At 65.7% G+C, this 16,712-nt stretch carries 15 protein-coding genes; 12 read left to right on the top strand and 3 right to left on the bottom strand.

The window, feature by feature from the left end; all coding sequences use genetic code 11:
- Positions 1-112: 112 nt before the first annotated feature.
- The 9 genes from QOL68_RS16100 (at position 113) to QOL68_RS16060 (ending at position 10,029) form a co-directional block, all read left to right on the top strand.
- The gene (locus tag QOL68_RS16100; RefSeq protein ID WP_282950075.1) at positions 113-2,236 is read left to right on the top strand and encodes a molybdopterin-containing oxidoreductase family protein; all 2,124 of its coding nucleotides are present in this window, start codon (positions 113-115) and stop codon (positions 2,234-2,236) included.
- Between the two features lie 9 nt (positions 2,237-2,245).
- Entirely contained in the window at positions 2,246-3,262 is a 1,017-nt protein-coding gene (locus tag QOL68_RS16095) for an NADP-dependent oxidoreductase (protein ID WP_282950074.1), read from the top strand.
- Complete coding sequence (locus QOL68_RS16090; RefSeq protein WP_282950073.1) at positions 3,259-4,035, top strand: ThuA domain-containing protein; 777 nt, start codon at positions 3,259-3,261, stop codon at positions 4,033-4,035. The genes QOL68_RS16095 and QOL68_RS16090 overlap by 4 nt, the downstream gene beginning before the upstream one ends.
- A gap of 75 nt (positions 4,036-4,110) precedes the next feature.
- Entirely contained in the window at positions 4,111-5,358 is a 1,248-nt protein-coding gene (locus tag QOL68_RS16085) for a cytochrome P450 (RefSeq protein ID WP_282950072.1), read from the top strand.
- Positions 5,355-6,416: an acyl-CoA dehydrogenase family protein gene (locus QOL68_RS16080; protein WP_282950071.1), complete on the top strand. Its 1,062-nt coding sequence runs from the start codon at positions 5,355-5,357 to the stop codon at positions 6,414-6,416. The genes QOL68_RS16085 and QOL68_RS16080 overlap by 4 nt, the downstream gene beginning before the upstream one ends.
- Positions 6,413-6,805, top strand: coding sequence for a Zn-ribbon domain-containing OB-fold protein (locus tag QOL68_RS16075; RefSeq protein ID WP_282950070.1), 393 nt, complete (start codon positions 6,413-6,415; stop codon positions 6,803-6,805). Before QOL68_RS16080 ends, QOL68_RS16075 begins: the two co-directional genes overlap by 4 nt.
- Positions 6,802-7,950, top strand: coding sequence for a thiolase family protein (locus QOL68_RS16070; RefSeq protein ID WP_282950069.1), 1,149 nt, complete (start codon positions 6,802-6,804; stop codon positions 7,948-7,950). Before QOL68_RS16075 ends, QOL68_RS16070 begins: the two co-directional genes overlap by 4 nt.
- Before the next feature lie 7 nt (positions 7,951-7,957).
- Positions 7,958-9,166: an acyl-CoA dehydrogenase family protein gene (locus QOL68_RS16065; protein WP_282950068.1), complete on the top strand. Its 1,209-nt coding sequence runs from the start codon at positions 7,958-7,960 to the stop codon at positions 9,164-9,166.
- A gap of 92 nt (positions 9,167-9,258) precedes the next feature.
- A complete protein-coding gene (locus QOL68_RS16060; RefSeq protein ID WP_204994012.1) occupies positions 9,259-10,029 on the top strand; it encodes a helix-turn-helix transcriptional regulator in 771 nt (256 codons plus the stop codon).
- Positions 10,030-10,061: 32 nt separating this feature from the next.
- On the opposite strand, the gene QOL68_RS16055 is transcribed toward QOL68_RS16060, so the two are convergent.
- On the bottom strand, positions 10,062-10,598 hold the full coding sequence (locus QOL68_RS16055; protein WP_282950067.1) for a VOC family protein: 537 nt from the start codon (positions 10,596-10,598) through the stop codon (positions 10,062-10,064).
- Positions 10,599-10,696: 98 nt separating this feature from the next.
- Here QOL68_RS16055 and QOL68_RS16050 point away from each other — a divergent pair, with 98 nt between their 5' ends.
- Genes QOL68_RS16050 through QOL68_RS16040 form a run of 3 tightly spaced genes read left to right on the top strand, consistent with a single transcriptional unit; the run spans position 10,697 to position 14,164 of the window.
- A complete protein-coding gene (locus tag QOL68_RS16050) occupies positions 10,697-11,926 on the top strand; it encodes an aromatic ring-hydroxylating oxygenase subunit alpha (RefSeq protein WP_282950066.1) in 1,230 nt (409 codons plus the stop codon).
- A gap of 13 nt (positions 11,927-11,939) precedes the next feature.
- Positions 11,940-13,367: an aromatic ring-hydroxylating oxygenase subunit alpha gene (locus QOL68_RS16045; RefSeq protein WP_282950065.1), complete on the top strand. Its 1,428-nt coding sequence runs from the start codon at positions 11,940-11,942 to the stop codon at positions 13,365-13,367.
- Entirely contained in the window at positions 13,367-14,164 is a 798-nt protein-coding gene (locus QOL68_RS16040) for a sugar phosphate isomerase/epimerase family protein (protein WP_282950064.1), read from the top strand. The genes QOL68_RS16045 and QOL68_RS16040 overlap by 1 nt, the downstream gene beginning before the upstream one ends.
- Here the strand turns inward: QOL68_RS16040 and QOL68_RS16035 are convergent.
- Positions 14,161-15,063, bottom strand: coding sequence for an SDR family oxidoreductase (locus QOL68_RS16035; RefSeq protein ID WP_282950063.1), 903 nt, complete (start codon positions 15,061-15,063; stop codon positions 14,161-14,163). The two genes, QOL68_RS16040 and QOL68_RS16035, sit on opposite strands and share 4 nt — an antisense overlap.
- Positions 15,060-16,709 carry an FAD-dependent oxidoreductase gene (locus QOL68_RS16030; protein ID WP_282950062.1) on the bottom strand — a complete coding sequence of 550 codons (1,650 nt, stop codon included), beginning with the start codon at positions 16,707-16,709 and terminating at the stop codon, positions 15,060-15,062. Before QOL68_RS16030 ends, QOL68_RS16035 begins: the two co-directional genes overlap by 4 nt.
- Positions 16,710-16,712 lie beyond the last annotated feature (3 nt).

Here is a 16,712-nt window from a genome sequence, read left to right as displayed (position 1 = left end):
TCTCCCTGTTCCCTGCCGCGAAATTGCGCCCACCCGGCCGCCGCAACCACCGCCAAAAGTGCCAGTCGATTGCGGGGCGCCGAGGCGTAGGGTGCGATCAGGGAGAGATATGATGCCTGAGGTTCGCCGCAGTTTCTGCCGCTTCTGCCATGCCAATTGCGCGATGCTGGTCACGATCGAGGAGGGCCGCGTGACCAAGGTGCAGGGAGATCCCGACGATCCGGTCTTCGGCGGCTACACCTGCATCAAGGGCCGCCAACTCGCCGAGGCGCACCATGGGCCGCAGCGGCTGATCGTCTCACAGAAGCGCGTCGGCGACGCCTTCGAGGATATAGCGACGGACAGCGCGCTCGACGAGATCGGCGCGCAACTCTCGGCCATCATCGCCGAGCTTGGACCGCATGCCGTCGCCATTTATGCAGGTACCTATGCCTTCCAGAACAGCGCCGGAGTCGGCAGCGCCATGGCCTTCGCGCAGGGGCTCGGCACCCGCAACATCTATACGTCGGTGACGCTCGACCAGCCCGCCAAAGTCTATACGACGATGCGCTACGGCAACTGGATGGGCGGCATGCACACCTTTGCCGAAGCCGACGTCGCCTTCTTCATCGGCAACAACCCGATCGTCTCGCACTATGGCCCGCCGGGCGGCCTGCCCCCCTTCTCGCCGTCGCGCCGCCTGCGCGACGCGCTCGAAGGCGGCCTCAAACTGATCGTCGCCGACCCGCGCGAGAGCGACGTCGCGGCGCTCGCGCATATCCACCTGCCCGTCCGGCCGGGCGAAGACCCCGCGCTGCTCGCCGGGATCATCCATGTCATCCTGTCCGAAGGCCTCTACGACAAGGCGTTCGTCCAGCGCTATGTCGACGGCCTCGACGAGTTGCAGCGCGCGGTAGCGGGCTTCACCCCCGACATCGCTGCAGCACGCGCCGGGGTCGAGGAAAGCCAGCTTGTGGCCGCGGCGCGGATGTTCGCGGGCGGCACCAAGGGCGTCGTCTCGACGGGCACCGGGCCCGAGATGGCGGGCAATGGCACGCTCACCCAATATCTCGTCTCGTCGCTCAACATAATCTGCGGGCGTTTCTGTCGCGAGGGCGAGAAGAGCTCGATCCCGCGCGTCTTCACCCCCGTGACCCCGCGCCGCGCGCAGGTCGCGCCGCCGATGGCGCTTTTTGGCGAGGGCTTCCCCGCCTCGCGCATCCGCGGCCTGACGCATCTCGGCATGGAGATGCCGTGCAATGTGCTCGCCGACGAAATGCTGACCCCGGGCGAGGGTCAGGTGCGCGCGCTGATCGTGATCGGCGGCAATCCGGTGGTCGCCTTCCCCGATCAGGACAAGATGACGCGCGCGATCGACGAGTTGGAGTTGCTTGTCTGCATCGACGTTAACGCCGGGTCCGCGACGGCGACGCGCGCCGACTATATCCTCGCCCCCAAAATGTGCCTCGAACGCGAGGACATCAGCAACCTTTCCGAATGGTGGTACGAAATCCCCTACGCCCGCTATACCGAGGCGATGATCGACGCACCCGAAGGGCTGCTCGAGGAGTGGGAAATGCTCTGGGAACTCGCGCACCGTCTCGGCACCGGCCTGCCGCTCGCAGGCGGCGCCTGCCCGATGGACAAACGGCCCACGAAGGAAGCGTTCCTCGACCTTATGGTCGCCGGCTGCTCGGTCGCGCCGAGTGTGGTGCGCGCCGATACCGTCGATGGCAAGGCCGTCATCTATGACGATCTGCATCCGATCGTCGAACCCGGCGATCCCGATGCACCCGGCCACTTCGACCTCACCGCAGGCGCAATGCCCGACCAGCTCATCGCCTATGGCGAAGCCGACCAACCGACGCCCGATTTCCCCTGGCGGATGGTCTCGCGCCGCAGCCGCCATCGCTTCAACTCGACCGGTCAGAATCTGCCCGCGCTGCGCGCCAAGCGCACCACCAACCCCGCTTTCCTGCATCCCGACGATCTCGCGCGCATTCCCTGCAACGACGGCGATACCGTCCGCATCCGCTCGGCAGTCGGCGAAGTCGTCGCAGTCGCGCGCGCGGCGGAGAATATGCGCCCCGGCGTCGTGTCGATGGCGCATGCCTTCGGCGGCCCCGACATCGGCCCCGACGGCGTCCACGAGCATGGCGCCTCGACCAACCGCCTCGTCAGCGAGAGCGTCGCCTATGACCCCATCACCGGCCAGTCGCTGCAAAGCGCGATCCCGGTTTCCATCGTCCCCGCCTGAGGAGCTTTCATGCCTGACAACCGCCGCTTCCTGCTCGTCCGCCGCCCCAATGGCGAACCCGTGCGGGCGGACTTCTCGCTCGTGACCGAACCGACGCCCGAGCTCGCCGCCGGGCAATTCCTGATCCGCAACCATTATGCATCGCTCGATCCCGCGATCCGCGGTTGGATGGACGATGCGCCGAGCTATATGCCGCCGATCCCGCTCGGCACGCCGGTGCGAGCGTCGACCGTCGGCATCGTCGAGGCGAGCAACGCCAAGGGCTTCGCGCCCGGCCAGTGGGTGATGGGCCTCAACGCGATCGAGGATTATTCGGTTGGCACCGTCGGCGGCTTCACCCAGCCGATCGACGCCAGCCTCGTCCCCTCTGTGACCAATTACCTCTCGGTGCTCGGCGCGGTCGGGATGACCGCCTATTTCGGCTATATCGATGTCTGCGAACCCAAGCCCGGCGACGTCGTACTCGTCACCGGCGCGGCGGGCGCGGTCGGGTCGCTCGTTGGCCAGATCGCAAAAATCAAGGGCGCGAGCAAGGTCATCGGCATCGCCGGCGGACCCGAGAAGTGCGCGAAACTGATCGATCGCTACGGCTTCGACGCCGCGATCGACTATCGCGGCAAGGATCTTGCGGCGCTCACCGCCGCGATCCGCGTCGAGGCGCCCGACGGCGTCGACATCATCTTTGAAAATGTCGGCGGCGACATCCTCGACGCCGGCCTCAACAATCTGCGCCACGGTGCCCGCATCGGCCTCTGCGGCCTGATCAGCGAATATAATTCGGTCGAAAAGATCGGCGCGCGCAACATCTGGCAGCTGATCGTCCACCGTGCCTCGATCCGCGGGCTGCTCGTCGCCGATTATATCGCGCGTTTCGCCGAGGGCGGCGCCGAGATGGCGGCGTGGCTGCAACAGAGCAAGCTGATCGCCGACGAGCATGTCGACGAGGGGATCGAAAACAGCTTCGACGCCTTCATGCGGCTCTTCGCGGGGAGCAACCAAGGCAAGATGATCCTCAAGATCGCATGACGGGAACACGCCGCCTTCTCGTCCTGTCGGGCGGCCATCCCTATGAAGCCGAACCCTTCGCCGATCTGCTCGCGAGCTTCGAAGGCTGGACCGTCACGCACCTGATCCATCCAGAAGCCGAGATCGCGGTCGCAGAGGGCGCAGCAGATGCGGCCGACGCGATCCTCTTTTACGACATGCCGGGATATAGCTTCGGCGACGGCAGGGCGGCGACGCGGCCACCATCCTTCACCTATCGCCGTGCCATCACCGACTATTTCGCGCGCGGCGGCGGCGCGGTTGCAATGCATCATGCGATCGCGGGCTGGGCCGAATGGCCCGAATGGGCCGAGATGCTTGGCGGACGCTTTCTCTACGATCCCGGCGAAGCCCACGGCGAGCAGCATCTCGACTCGGGCTATCGTCATGAGGTCCGTTACGACGCCATCGTCCTCGATCCCGCGCATCCGGCGACCGCCGGACTGCCGCCGCGCTTCCCGCTCTGCGACGAACTCTATCTCGCGCCGATCTGGGGTGCGACGAAACCGCTACTCCGCGCCGATCACGCCTTCGTTCGCGAAAATTTCTATTCGGCATCACAGGCCGTGACGGGGCGCATGTTCAGCAACGACGGTTGGGATCACCGTCCCGAAAGCGACCTGATCGCGTGGGACAAGCCGGTCGGCACGGGCCGTCTGATCTATCTGCAGCCCGGCGACGGCCCCACCGCTTATGCCGACCCAAACCTTCGCCGGTTCCTCGTCAACGCGCTCGCCCATGTCGCCGCTTCCTAACGAAAATGTGCATCGCGCCGCTGGAGCGGCTGCATATAGTTGCACGCATAATGAGAAGATTGAGGGAAGAGGCGCGTGAACGATATCGCCGCAGGCAGTTTTTTCGAACCGCAGGTCATCGCCGACCCGTTCGACTATTATCGCGCCTGGATGCCGAAGAGCCCGGTCGTGCAATTGTCGGAAGGCATGTTCCTCGTCCTCTCCTATGATCTCTGTTCGCAGGCAACCGGCGACGTCGAAACCTTCTCGAACAATTTCCAGGGCACGCTGTCGGGCGCGATGGCCGAAGACGGCGATGTGTCGGCGATCCTTGCCGAGGGCTGGCCGCAGGTCGACACGCTGCTCACCGCCGATCCGCCGGTGCACACCCGCTTTCGCAAGCTGGTCAACCTCGCCTTCTCGATGAAGCGCGTCGCCGCAATCGAAGAGGATATGCGCGGCGTCGTGATCGAGCTGATCGAGAAGATGGCGGCAAAAGGTGAGGCCGACTTCGTCCGCGATTTCGGCATTCCCCTGCCCGTCGCGATGATCGCCAGCCAGATCGGCATGACCGGCGACGACCTCGACAAGGTGAAGCGCTGGTCCGATGCCTTCGTCGATCGCCTCGGCCGCATGATCCCCAAGGAGCGCGAACTCGAATGTGCGCGCGAGGTCGTCGAATTCCAGCATTTCGTAAAGGCCAAGATCGACGAGCGCCGCGCCAACCGCACCGACGATCTGCTCTCCGACCTCGTCTATGCCGAGGTCGATGGCGAGCGCCCGCTCGAAGACGCCGAAATCCTGTCGATCATGCAGCAGTTGATGGTCGCGGGGAACGAGACGACGACCTCGGCGCTCGCCGGCGGGCTCCTCCAACTGATCGAGAATCCCGACCAGATGGCGAAAGCCGTCGCCGCCGCGGACGAAGGAAACGAGCGGGCGATCATCAATCTCGTCGAAGAAGTGCTGCGAACCGAGAGTCCGACCGCGGGCATGTGGCGGATGGTGCTGAAGGACACCGAACTTGGCGGGGTCAAAATCCCCAAGGGCGCGATGGTCCAGCTGCGCTATGCTGCAGCGAACCGCGACCCGGCTAAATACCCCGATCCCGACCGTTTCGACATCGAGCGCGCCAACGCGCGCAGCCATCTCGCCTTCGGCAAGGGCATCCATATGTGCGTGGGCAATATGCTGAGTCGCAAGGAAATGGCGGTCGCCTATACCGAACTTCTGACGCGCCTGGCCGACTTCCGCGTCGCCGACGGCCATGTGCCGAGCTGGCCGCCGAATATGCTGCTGCGCGGGCTGACCACGCTGCCGATCACCTTTCGGCGGCGCGCATGAACTTCGACCTGGACGAAGACCAGCAGCTGACGCGCGACACGATCGGGCGATTTCTGGGTCCGATCGATGTCGCGGCGCGGCACGCGATGCGGCGCGGCGCCGGCGGCTATTCGCGCGCACGCTGGCAGGAGATCGCCGACCTTGGCCTGCTTGCGCTCGCGGCGCCCGAGGCGCTGGGCGGCATCGGCGGGACGATGGTCGACTTGGCGCTCGCTGCCGAGGCACTCGGCGCGGGGATCGCGATCGATCCTTGGCTCGAAAATGGCGTACTGCCGATCCGGCTCGCCGCGGTCGCCGGCGATGCGGCGCTCGTCGGCGACCTGATTGCCGGACAGCGCCTCGCGGCCGTCGCCTTTGCCGAACCGGGTCGCCGCTATGAAACCACGGCGGTCGGGACGCGGGCCGTGGGCGACCAGATCGTCGGCGCCAAAATTTTCGTCCTCGGCGCGCCGCTCGCCGATATTCTGCTCGTCACGATCGCGGGCGATCGGCTGGCAAAAGTCGCGCCCGACGCCGCCGGGGTCGTGCGGCAGGATTATCCGGTGATCGACGGATCGAACGCCGCGACGCTCGACCTGCACCGGGTGCCCGCCGACATCTTCGAGCTGCCGGAAACCAAATTCCGGCGCGTCATCGGCGATGTCCAGACGCTCGCCGCCGCCGAAATGCTGGGCCTGGCGCAACGGATGTTCGACGACACGCTTGCCTATGTCGGCGAGCGCCGGCAGTTCGGCGCCGCAATCGGCAGCTTTCAGGCGCTCCAGCACCGGCTCGTCGAATGCTATGCGGCGCTTGAACAGGCCCGATCGATGGTGCTGCGCACCGCGATGCTCGACCCAACGACCGACGATGCCAACTGGCCGCGCATCGCTGCGGGAGCCAAAGCCTTCGTCGGCGAAGCGGCGACGAAGATCGGGCTCGAGGCGGTGCAGATGCACGGCGGCATGGGGCAGACCGACGAACTGGCGATCGGCCACGCGCTGAAGCGGGTTATGCTGCTCGACAAATTGTTCGGCGACCAGGACCACTGCCTGCGCAGCTTTGCGAGGGCGGCATGAGCGCGCTCGCCCCCATCGCGCCAGGCCTATGGACCGACGAGGCCGAACCGCGGCTGATCGGCGGCCGCCGTGCCGATGGAGAGATCGTCTTCCCGGTTCCCGATGGCGATGCCGCGGCGCTGGTCGAACCCGTCGCGCTGTCACGCAGGGGCAAGCTATGGTCGTGGACGACGCAGGCCTTCGAACCAAAAGAACCCTATAGTGGCCCGCAGCCGTTCGAGCCCTTCCTGATCGGTTATGTCGAGCTGCCCGGCGAGGTGATCGTCGAGACACGGATCGCCGATGCCGCCCCCGCAGACCTTGTGATCGGCATGCCGATGGAATTCGCCGTCGTTCCGTTCGACGATGCGAGGTCAACCTTCGCCTTTCGCCCGGAGCGCCAGCCATGAGCGACAACGTCTATATCATCGGCGCCGGAATCCACCCCTTCGGCCGCACCGACAGCCGATCGGGGCGCGACCAGGGCGTTTATGCCGTGCGACAGGCGCTGGCAGACGCCGGGGTCGAATGGGGAGACGTCGAATTCGCCTATGGCGGGTCGGCGGCGGCCGGCTCGGCCGACATCATGGTCAATGAACTCGGCCTGACCAGCGTGCCCTTCATCAACGTCGCCAACGGCTGCGCCACGGGTGGCAGCGCGCTCACGGCGGCGCAAAACGCGATCGCGGCGGGCGCGTGCGACATCGCGCTCGCGGTCGGCTTCGACAAGCATCCGCGCGGCGCGTTCAACGCCAAGCCCTCGGATTACGGCCTGCCCGAGTGGTATGGCGAGACGGGGATGATGCTGACGACGCAATTCTTCGCGCTCAAGATCCAGCGATACATGGCGCTGCACGGGATCAGCCGGCGCACGCTCGGCCTCGTCGCCGAAAAGGCCTTCCGCAACGGCACCCTCTGCGACCATGCTTGGCGGCGCTCGCCGGTCGATCTCGACACGATCCTGAACGCGCCGATGGTCAACGATCCGCTGACCAAATATATGTTCTGCTCGCCTGCCGAGGGCGCGGTCGCGCTGGTGCTGGCTTCGGCCAAGAAGGTCCGCGAGCTCGGCGCCGACGCGGTGCGCATCGCCAGCGTCGCCTTTCGCACCCGCCCCGAAGGCTCGTTCGAGGTCTTCGCGCCGTCGATCAGCGTCAGTGGCGGCGGCAAGCCGACCGAGATTGCCAGCAAGGCCGCATTCGAAATGGCCGGGATCGGCCCCGAAGATGTCTCGGTCGCGCAATTGCAGGACACCGAAAGCGGCGCCGAGATCATGCATATGGCCGAAAACGGCTTCTGCGCCGACGGCGAGCAGGAACGGTGGCTGGCCGAGGGCTGGAGCGAAATCGGCGGCAAGCTGCCGGTCAACACCGACGGCGGTTGCCTCGCGTGCGGCGAGCCGATCGGCGCCTCGGGCCTGCGGCAGGTTTACGAAAACACGGTGCAACTGCGCGGTCGCGGCGGCGAGCGGCAGGTGCCGAACAGCCCGAAGGTGGGCTATTCTCATGTCTATGGAGCGCCCGGCCTGTCGGCGGTGGCGATCCTCGAGCGCTAGAAGAAATATGGATCTGGATCTTACCAAGGACGAACTGGAATTTCGCGAGGAGGTCCGCGACTTCCTGCGCACGTCGCTGCCGGACTATGTGCGCGATGGCGCGCGGCGGACCCCCGGGGTCTTCGTCGAACCCGACATTGGCCTCGTCTGGCACCGCATCCTCAACGACAAGGGCTGGGTCGCCTATCATTGGCCCGAGGATTGCGGCGGCACGGGTTGGACGCCGATGCAGCGATATATCTTCGAAAAGGAATGCGCGATCGCGGGCGCCCCGGCGCTGTCGGTGCTGGGCCTGCGCCTCGTCGGCCCCGTCATCTGCGCCTTCGGCACGCAGGAGCAGAAGGACCGCTTCCTGCCCGCGATCCGCGCCGGCACCGATTATTGGTGCCAGGGCTATTCCGAACCGCAAAGCGGCTCCGACCTCGCCTCGCTGCGCACCCGCGCGCGGCGCGAGGGCGACGAATATGTCGTCGACGGGTCGAAGATCTGGACGACGCATGCGCATCACGCGAACTGGATCTTCTGTCTTGTCCGCACCGACGGCGAGGTGAAGAAGCAGGCTGGGATCAGTTTCTTGCTGATCCCGATGGACCAGCCTGGCGTCACCGTCACCCCGATCATCACCATGGCGGGCGATCACGAGGTCAATCAGGTCTTTCTCGACGGCGCGCGCACGTCGGTCGACAACCGCATCGGCGAAGAGGGGCAGGGCTGGACGATCGCCAAATTCCTGCTCGAGAACGAGCGCGGCGGATCGTTCCATGCGCCGCGCCTGATCCGCGCGATCGACCATCTGGAACAACTCGCGGCCGCCGCGCCGAGCGGACATAATGGGGCTTTAGGCAGTGATATCCAGATCGCGACGCGGATCGCGCGGTTGCGGCTCGAAGCCGAAGCCCTTGAGACCACCGAACTGCGCATCCTTGCCGACATCGCCAAAGGCCGCCCGGCCGGGCCGCAGACATCGCTCGTCAAACTGCTCTCCTCCGAGATTCACCAGCGGATCGACGGCGTCGCAATGGATCTGCACGGCTATGACGGCCTGCAATTGCCGACCGTCCGTCCGCTCTACGGCAACGAAGCCCCGTCGGCGATCGGTGACGAGGACGCACAGGTCGCCGCTGCGCGCTATCTCAACAGTCGTGCATGGACCGTCTTTGGCGGCTCGAGCGAAGTCCAGAAGAACATCATAGCAAAGACGGTGCTACGCCTATGACACATGCATTGCGAGTTGCGAACCAGTGTGAAATAGTCCCGCCTATGGGAGAGAGCGCAGCCAGGCTGCCGGACGACGGGCTTGCACCGCCGATGAATACCAGGGCGCTCGTCGACGCGGTCACGGTCCGCGGCGTGGAGGATATCCACGACGCGGCGGTTGCGCTGCGCGATTTCGCCGCCGCGCATGGCCTTCGCGCCGCGCTATGCGACGATATCGCCTCCAAGGAGACCATGGTCGATGCCGACGGAGCGGTGCTCGCCGCCGACCTGTTCGGCTGGCTGGGCGATGGCGAACGCTGGTGGGAGGATCACAGGCTCGCGCTTCACTCGCCGCTGCCCCGCTCGTGCCGTTATGAGAGCGAGGCCTTCTGGTGCAATGGCCAGGGGTTCCGCACCGCGGTGCCCAACCCGTATCTCGATGACATCGACCTCTCGCGCTATTTCGCCGCAAACCAGCGCTACCAGGCGGCGATCGTCGTTCCGGTCCACCTCCCGTTCGGGCAGATTTCGGCGAACAGCTATCACCCGATGGATCCCGAGATCACCGACCTCGGCGACCAGTTCGCCCAGATCGGGCATATCCTCGGCGCCGCGACGCGGCGCTTCATCGCGGGCTATGCCTCGGCGATGCGCACCAAGCGCCGCATTCCCTCGGATTGCGAGCTGTCGAAGCGCGAGGTCGAATGCCTGCGCTGGGCCGCGATCGGCAAGACCGACCGCGAGATCGGCATGATCATCTCGTTGAGCCACGCGACGGTGCGCTACCATGTCCACCGTGCGGGCGAGAAGCTGAACTCGGTCAACCGCGCGCAGACGATCTTCAAGGCCGGGCAGCTGGGGTATCTGGGGGCGAATAGCTGAATCGCGTTCCCAAACCTAACGGCCGGTCCGCTTCACCCCAACGACCTTAGCGGCTCGCTCCCGTCCCACCCCATCGCCGCATCGCGCATCATCGCGAACAGCTCGCGCGTGCCTGCCTGCGGTTCCAGCAATTCTACCAGCGTCCCCGGCCCGGTGCCGGGATCCGCGTAGATCACCCCGCCCGTGTCGCCGACCGGCGCCTCGAAGACGATTTCGGCGCCGACCTCGGCGCAGCGGATCCGCGCCTCCGCAATCGAGTCCACCAGCACGCACACATGGTGCAGTCCCTCGCCCACCGCATATTCGCCCCGATAGAGCGATTTTGCGTCATTCTCGGGCCGGATCAGCTCGATCTGCATCTCGCCCCAATAACCGAGCGCCATCGTGAAGACGGGATCGCTCGCTTCGCCGCGATAGCGTCCGCCCAGGAGCGACACGTTCGGCAGCAGGAAGAACGGCCCCGCGCCCATCACCTCGGTCCAGTGCTTCACCGCGGCGTCGAAGTCCGACGGTACGAACGCCAGCTGCATGACGTCCCCGAGCGATGCCAGCGTTGCGGGTGCGGCCATGTCCCTCCCCTCAAAAGCGATAGCGCACAAGCGCCTGCCTTTGTGCGATAAGCTCTTCAAGACCCGGAGTCATACTGGGCAAAATGTGAGGGATAGCCATGGCCGAGTCCGATCCTAAGATCGCAGTGCAGGACTGGTTCGCCGTCCGCAAGCGCAATGCGCGCGCGGGATTGCGCAAACTGGTGGCGATCATCGCCGAGAACCGCACCGACCGCGCCGAGGCGCCGCTGGCGCTGCACAAATCCGTCTATACGAGCGAAGCGCGCAACGCCGCCGAGATGAATCATATCTTCCGGAACGAGCCGATCGTCGCCGGCCTGTCGGGCGACATTCCGAAGCCCGGCGACACACTGGTCTTCGACTCGGTCGGCCCGTCGATCCTCGTCACGCGCGGCAAAGACGGCGTCGCGCGCGCCTTCCTCAACATGTGCACCCATCGCGGCGCGAAGCTGGTCGAAGAGAAAGAGCCCTGGCAGGGATCGCGGCCGCGTCTGGTTTGCCCCTTCCACGCCTGGACCTTCGACCCCGCGGGCCAGCTCGTCGGCCAGCCTGGCAAGGAGGGCTTCGCGAACTGCGAGATCGGGGCGCGCAACTTGATCGAACTGCCCTGCGCCGAGCACCTCGGCCTGATCTTCGTGCGTGCCAATCCCGACGGCGCGCCGATCGATGCCGCCGCGCATCTTGGCGATTTCGGGCCGGTGCTCGCGCAGCTGGAACTGCACCGCGCAGAGCCGGTGAAGAAGGGCATCCTGACCGCCGATTCCAACTGGAAATTCGCGCTCGATACCTATGGCGAGGGCTATCATTTCAAGATGCTTCACGCCTCGACGATCGGCGTGACGCACTACAGCGACCGCAACGTCTATGAACCGATCGGACGCCATCACCGCGTCAGCTTTCCCGACCTGTTGATCGGCGACCTCGTCGGCAAGGACGAAAGCGAATGGCCCGAGACCGACTATGGCGGGGTGCATTTCCTGTTCCCCAACACCGTCGTCTTCTTCGGCGCGGTAACGCCGGGCGTTTATTTCACCCAGGTCTTCCGCCTCTTTCCCGATGGCGCCGGCAAGATGTTCTGCCAGTTCGCCGTCTATGCGCCCTTCGGCGTCGAGAGCGAGGAGCATCGCGCGATGTGCGAGATGGCCTATGACGCGACCGCGACCGTCGTCCAGACCGAGGATTATCGCGTCGCGAGCAGCGGCTATGCGAACCTGATGACCGCGCCGGACGACTTCCACGTCGTGCTCGGCGCGAACGAGCCGGCGCTGCACGGCGTCCACCGATCGATTGCCGCGGCGTGCAAGATGCCGCTCGAGCAGATCGCCTGACCGGAGCCCAACAATGAACGACCTTTCGCCTCCCCAGGACCAGAACCGCGACGACCGTTGCCCCGGCACCAGCTACACCGACATGCTGCACGCCGACACGCGGCGCGTGCCCGACTATCTCTTCGCCGAATCCAATCAGGAGCTTGGCGACGAACCGATCGCGATCGAGCGTTACGTCAGCGAGGACTGGGCAAGGCTCGAGCGCGAGAAGATGTGGCCGAACATATGGCAATTCGCGGCGCGCGAAGAGGATATGCCGAACCCCGGCGACACCGTCGTCTATGACATCAACGAAAAGAGCATATTGCTCGTCCGCCAGAAGGACGGGTCGGTCAAGGCGTTCTACAACGTCTGTCTCCACCGCGGCCGCAAGCTGCGCACCGAAGGCGGCCCAGCGGTCAACCTGCGCTGCCCCTTCCACGGCTTTTCCTGGCACCACGACGGCCGCTTCAAGGAAGCACCCTGCGCCTGGGACTTCAAGCATCTCGAGAGCAAGGACATGAGCCTGCCCGAGCTGAAGGTCGAAAGCTGGCAAGGCTTCCTGCTCGTCACCGAGAATCACGACCTGCCGAACTTCCGCGACTGGGTCGGCCCAGGGGTCGAGCATTATGACAATTGGCGGCTCGACGAATGTTACACCGGCGCGTGGGTCGGCCGCGTCATTCCGGCGAACTGGAAGGCGGTTGCCGAAGCGTTCATGGAAGCGTGGCACAGCATCGTCACCCACCCGCAGATCCTGGGTTTCACCGCCGACGCCAACACGCGCTACGACCTCTACGGCGACTTTCTCAATCGCGCGATCACCCCCGCCGGCGCGATGTCGCCACACATCAAGGGCAAGGACCAATTCTACGTCCTGAAATCGCTCGAGGAGTTCATTGGCGGCGGCGACAGCCGCGCGCGGCGCAGCACCGCTTCGGCCGACGACCTCAAAGGCTTCGACGCAAACGATCCGATGCTGGCGCGCAAGGTGCTGGCGCAGGCGAACCGCGATGCTTTTTCGGCGATGAACGGGCATTATTATTCGGACGCCACCGACAGTGAAATGCTCGACAATTTCACGTACAATGTCTTTCCGAACTGGGCTCCTTGGGGCGGCCTGACGCCCAACATCGTCTATCGCTGGCGGCCGTGGGGCGACACCGACCACAGCCTGATGGAAGTCCGCATCCTTATGCGCACGCCCAAGGGCGAAAAGGCACCGAAGTCGGCGCCGATGCACCTGATCCCGGATGACCAGCCCTTCGCCAGCGCCAGCCACCTGATCGGCGCCGCGCTCGCCGGCGTGTTCGACCAGGACATGGAAAACCTGCCCTATGTGCAGGAAGGGATGAAATCGTCGCCCAACGGCGTGATCGAACTGGGCCATTATCAGGAAAGCCGCATCCGGCATTTCCACCGGACGCTGAGCAAATATATCGACGGCGAGTTGCCGGGCTGATGGCGCGCGCACTTCCCCTGCTGTCGCTGGCGGCGGGGGTACTGCCCGAATTTTCGCCCGAGCAGACGATCGCAGCCGCCATCGACGCGGGCTGGCCGGCGGCCGGCATCTGGTACGATCCCGAAACCTGGACAACCGCGACGACGGCCGAGGTTCGCGATCGCGCCGCCGACGCCGGTCTGGCGATCCTCGATATCGAAGTGATCTGGCTGAAGCCCGGCGCCGACGATCCGGCGCATTTCGCGGCGATCGACGCCGGCGCCGCAATCGGCGCGCGCAATGTGCTGATCGTCAGTTCGGACGATGATCCGGCAAGCGCCGCCGCCAAACTGAACCGGATCGGCAATCACGCAGCGGCTGCAGGCCTGCGAGCCTGCCTGGAGTTCGCGGCGTTCACCACAGTGGGCAGCATTGAAAGCGCGATCGCGCTAATCGACGCCGCCGATTGCGCGAATCTCGGCCTAATGATCGACCCGCTGCATCTTGCTCGCACGGGCGGATCGCCTGCCGACATCGGCTCGGTCGACCCAAAGCGCTTTCCCTATGCGCAATTCTGCGACGCACCGGCGCTCGGCCCGCCGCCAAGCGACGTGCCGGAAATCATCCGCGAAGCGCTCGATCTGCGCCTGATGCCCGGTGACGGCGGACTGCCGCTTGACGATCTGATTGCCGCGCTACCTCCGACTACCTCGCTGAGCATCGAACTGCGCAGCGCAAAACTTCGCGAAAAACACCCCGATCCTGCCGAGCGCGCACGAGTGCTGCTCGCCGCGACGCAGCGCTGGTTCGCAGCCTAGCTCCAGTCCTGCCGCGCCGCCCAGTCGGCGAAGGAGGTCGGCGTCACCCCCAGCAGCCGCGCTGCCGGCACGGTATCGAGTGCGACGGGCGACACCGGCTGGTCGTTGTACCAGCGATAGAATTTCGCCATCCCGTCATAGATGCTCGCCGGCTGCACCGCGCGCGAGCCGGTGACGAGTTCGCTCATCCGCGCGGCAAATTCGTCGGGGCTCAGGCTCTGAAAACGCACGGGCCGTCCGGTCGCGAAGCCTAATAGCTCGGCGACCTCGGCCCCGACCAGCGCCTCGGGCCCGCCCACCGCGATCCGGTCAGCGATCAGGTCCTCGTGCAGCAGCGCCGAGACCATATAGGCCGCCACATCCTCCAGGCAGATCCAACTGATCTTGAGCGTCTCGGCGGCCGGGTAAGCAAAAACCCCGCTGTTCACGATCGCCGGGCGCGACCAGATGCGCGTAATATTGTCCATGAACACCATCGGCTCGATAATGACATACGGCACGCCGCTGTCATGGATCGCGCGCTCGATATCGCGCCGCCCGTCGTGCGCCGACAGGCCCAAGTCGCGGTCGGCGACGAAGCAGCTCGTGTTGAAGACGATCTTCCGCAGCCCAGCTGCACTCGCAGCGGCCGCAATGTTGCAGCCCATCGTTGCGGCGCGTTCGCGGTCGAATTCGAACGGCAGGTGCATCGCGAGCGCGTCCTGCCCTTCAAAGGCCGCGGTCAGGCTCGCGACGTCGTGGAGGTCGGCGGCGACCTCGGGCACATCAGGATGCACAGTCGCCGCCATCGCGCCCGGCCGCCGCACGCCGGCGGTCGGTTCGAGACCGCGCGCCTTCAGTGCCGCCAGCAACGGAATCCCCTGGTCGGCGGGCGCGCCGAGGACGATGACCTTCTTCATGCCGCACCTTCCAACTGCTTCGCCGATACGCGCGCGGCGTGGCGTCCCGCGAGGAAGCCGAACACCATCCCCGGCGCGATCGTGCCGCCCGGCCCGCCGTAGGTCATGCCCATCGCCGAGGCCATGACATTGCCCGCCGCATAAAGCCCCGGGATCGCCCCGCCATCGACGCTGAGCACCTGCGCATTGGCATCGGTCTGCGGGCCGCCCTTGGTACCGAGCGCACCGCTCTTGATCTCGATCGCGAAGAAGGGCCCCTGCCCGATGGGGCCGAGCGTCGCGGCGGTCGAACCGCGCGCGGCGGGATCGCCCCACCATTGGTCATGCGCAGCATCGCCGCGCCCGAAATCGGGATCGCGCCCGGTCGCGCAATGCGCGTTGAAGCGCTCGACCGTTGCATCCAGCTCGTCGGGATCGATCCCCAGCCGCCCCGCCAATTCGGACAGGCTTTCCGCGCGCATCGCCCATTGCGGCGGCGCCACCCCGCGCTCGCCGCTGATCATCCCGAAGCCGAAGCGGTCGATATATTGCTGGTCGAAGATCAGCCAGCACGGCAGGTTCGCATAGGCGAACGCGCTGACATCCTGATCGTGGAACGCCGCACCGATCGCATTGTAATTCGCCGCCTCGTTGGTGAAACGCTTGCCTGCCCGATTGACCATGATCGAATGCGGGAGGCTGCGCTGCCCCGCCACGAGCGTCTTGCCCATCGAGCAATCGCTCTCGGGCACCTCGGCGACCGGCATCCACCACGCCTCGCGCATATTGCCGAGCATCGCCCCGACGCGCATCGCCATCTTGAGCCCGTCGCCGGTGTTGGTCTTCGGGCTGAGCGGATGCGTCAGCGGTCCGCGGATGAAGGCGCGGAGCAGGTCGGCATCCCATTCGAACCCGCCGGTCGCGAGCACTACCGCGTCGGCCGCAACCGCGATCTCACCACCGGCGGTCTCAAATACAACGCCTGTGACGCGATCCCCGTCCATCAACAACCGCACCGCGCGATGCCCGGTCTGCGGTTTGATCCCGCGGTCGAGACACGCGCGCAGCAAGCGCCCGACCAGCGCCTGTCCGCTCCCGCGCAGGTCGCCGTCGATCCTGCGCTCCAACTCTTCGGGCGCCAGCGGCTGCGGCTTCGCCTGTCCAAGCGGCGTGTCGTAGATCGAGAAATGCGGCGAGGGATAATAGGGCGATTTGGTTACTCTATCGGCCCACTCCCCCAGCTCGTGGAACGAATAGAGTGGGCAGTCGAGCGAACGCCCGCCGTTCGGCATCCCGCCCGGAAATTCGGCATGATAGTCCGGAAATTCGGGGATCGGCCGGAACTGTACCGGGGTGTTCGCCTCAAGGAACGCCACCATTTCAGGCCCATGATCGAGGAAGGCCTCAACCAGATGCTGCTGCATCAGCCCGTGCGACATCGACATAAGGTAAGTCAGCGCCTTGGCACGACTGTCCTCGACGCCGAGCGTCGCCTCATGGTGATTGTTCGGGATCCAGATCATCCCGCCCGACCAGGCGGTTGTTCCGCCGACCTGCTCGCCCTTTTCGAACAGCGAGACGTGCGCGCCGGCCTCATGCGCCGAGATCGCGGCGGTGAGTCCTGCGCCGCCGGTACCGAGGACGATGACGTGCGGCGCTTTGCTCATCCG

This window comes from Sphingopyxis sp. Geo25, assembly GCF_949769135.1.
Taxonomy (GTDB): domain Bacteria; phylum Pseudomonadota; class Alphaproteobacteria; order Sphingomonadales; family Sphingomonadaceae; genus Sphingopyxis.
The sequence above is the reverse complement of the archived record's forward strand: the minus strand, read 5'-3'. Positions and strand labels throughout refer to the sequence as shown.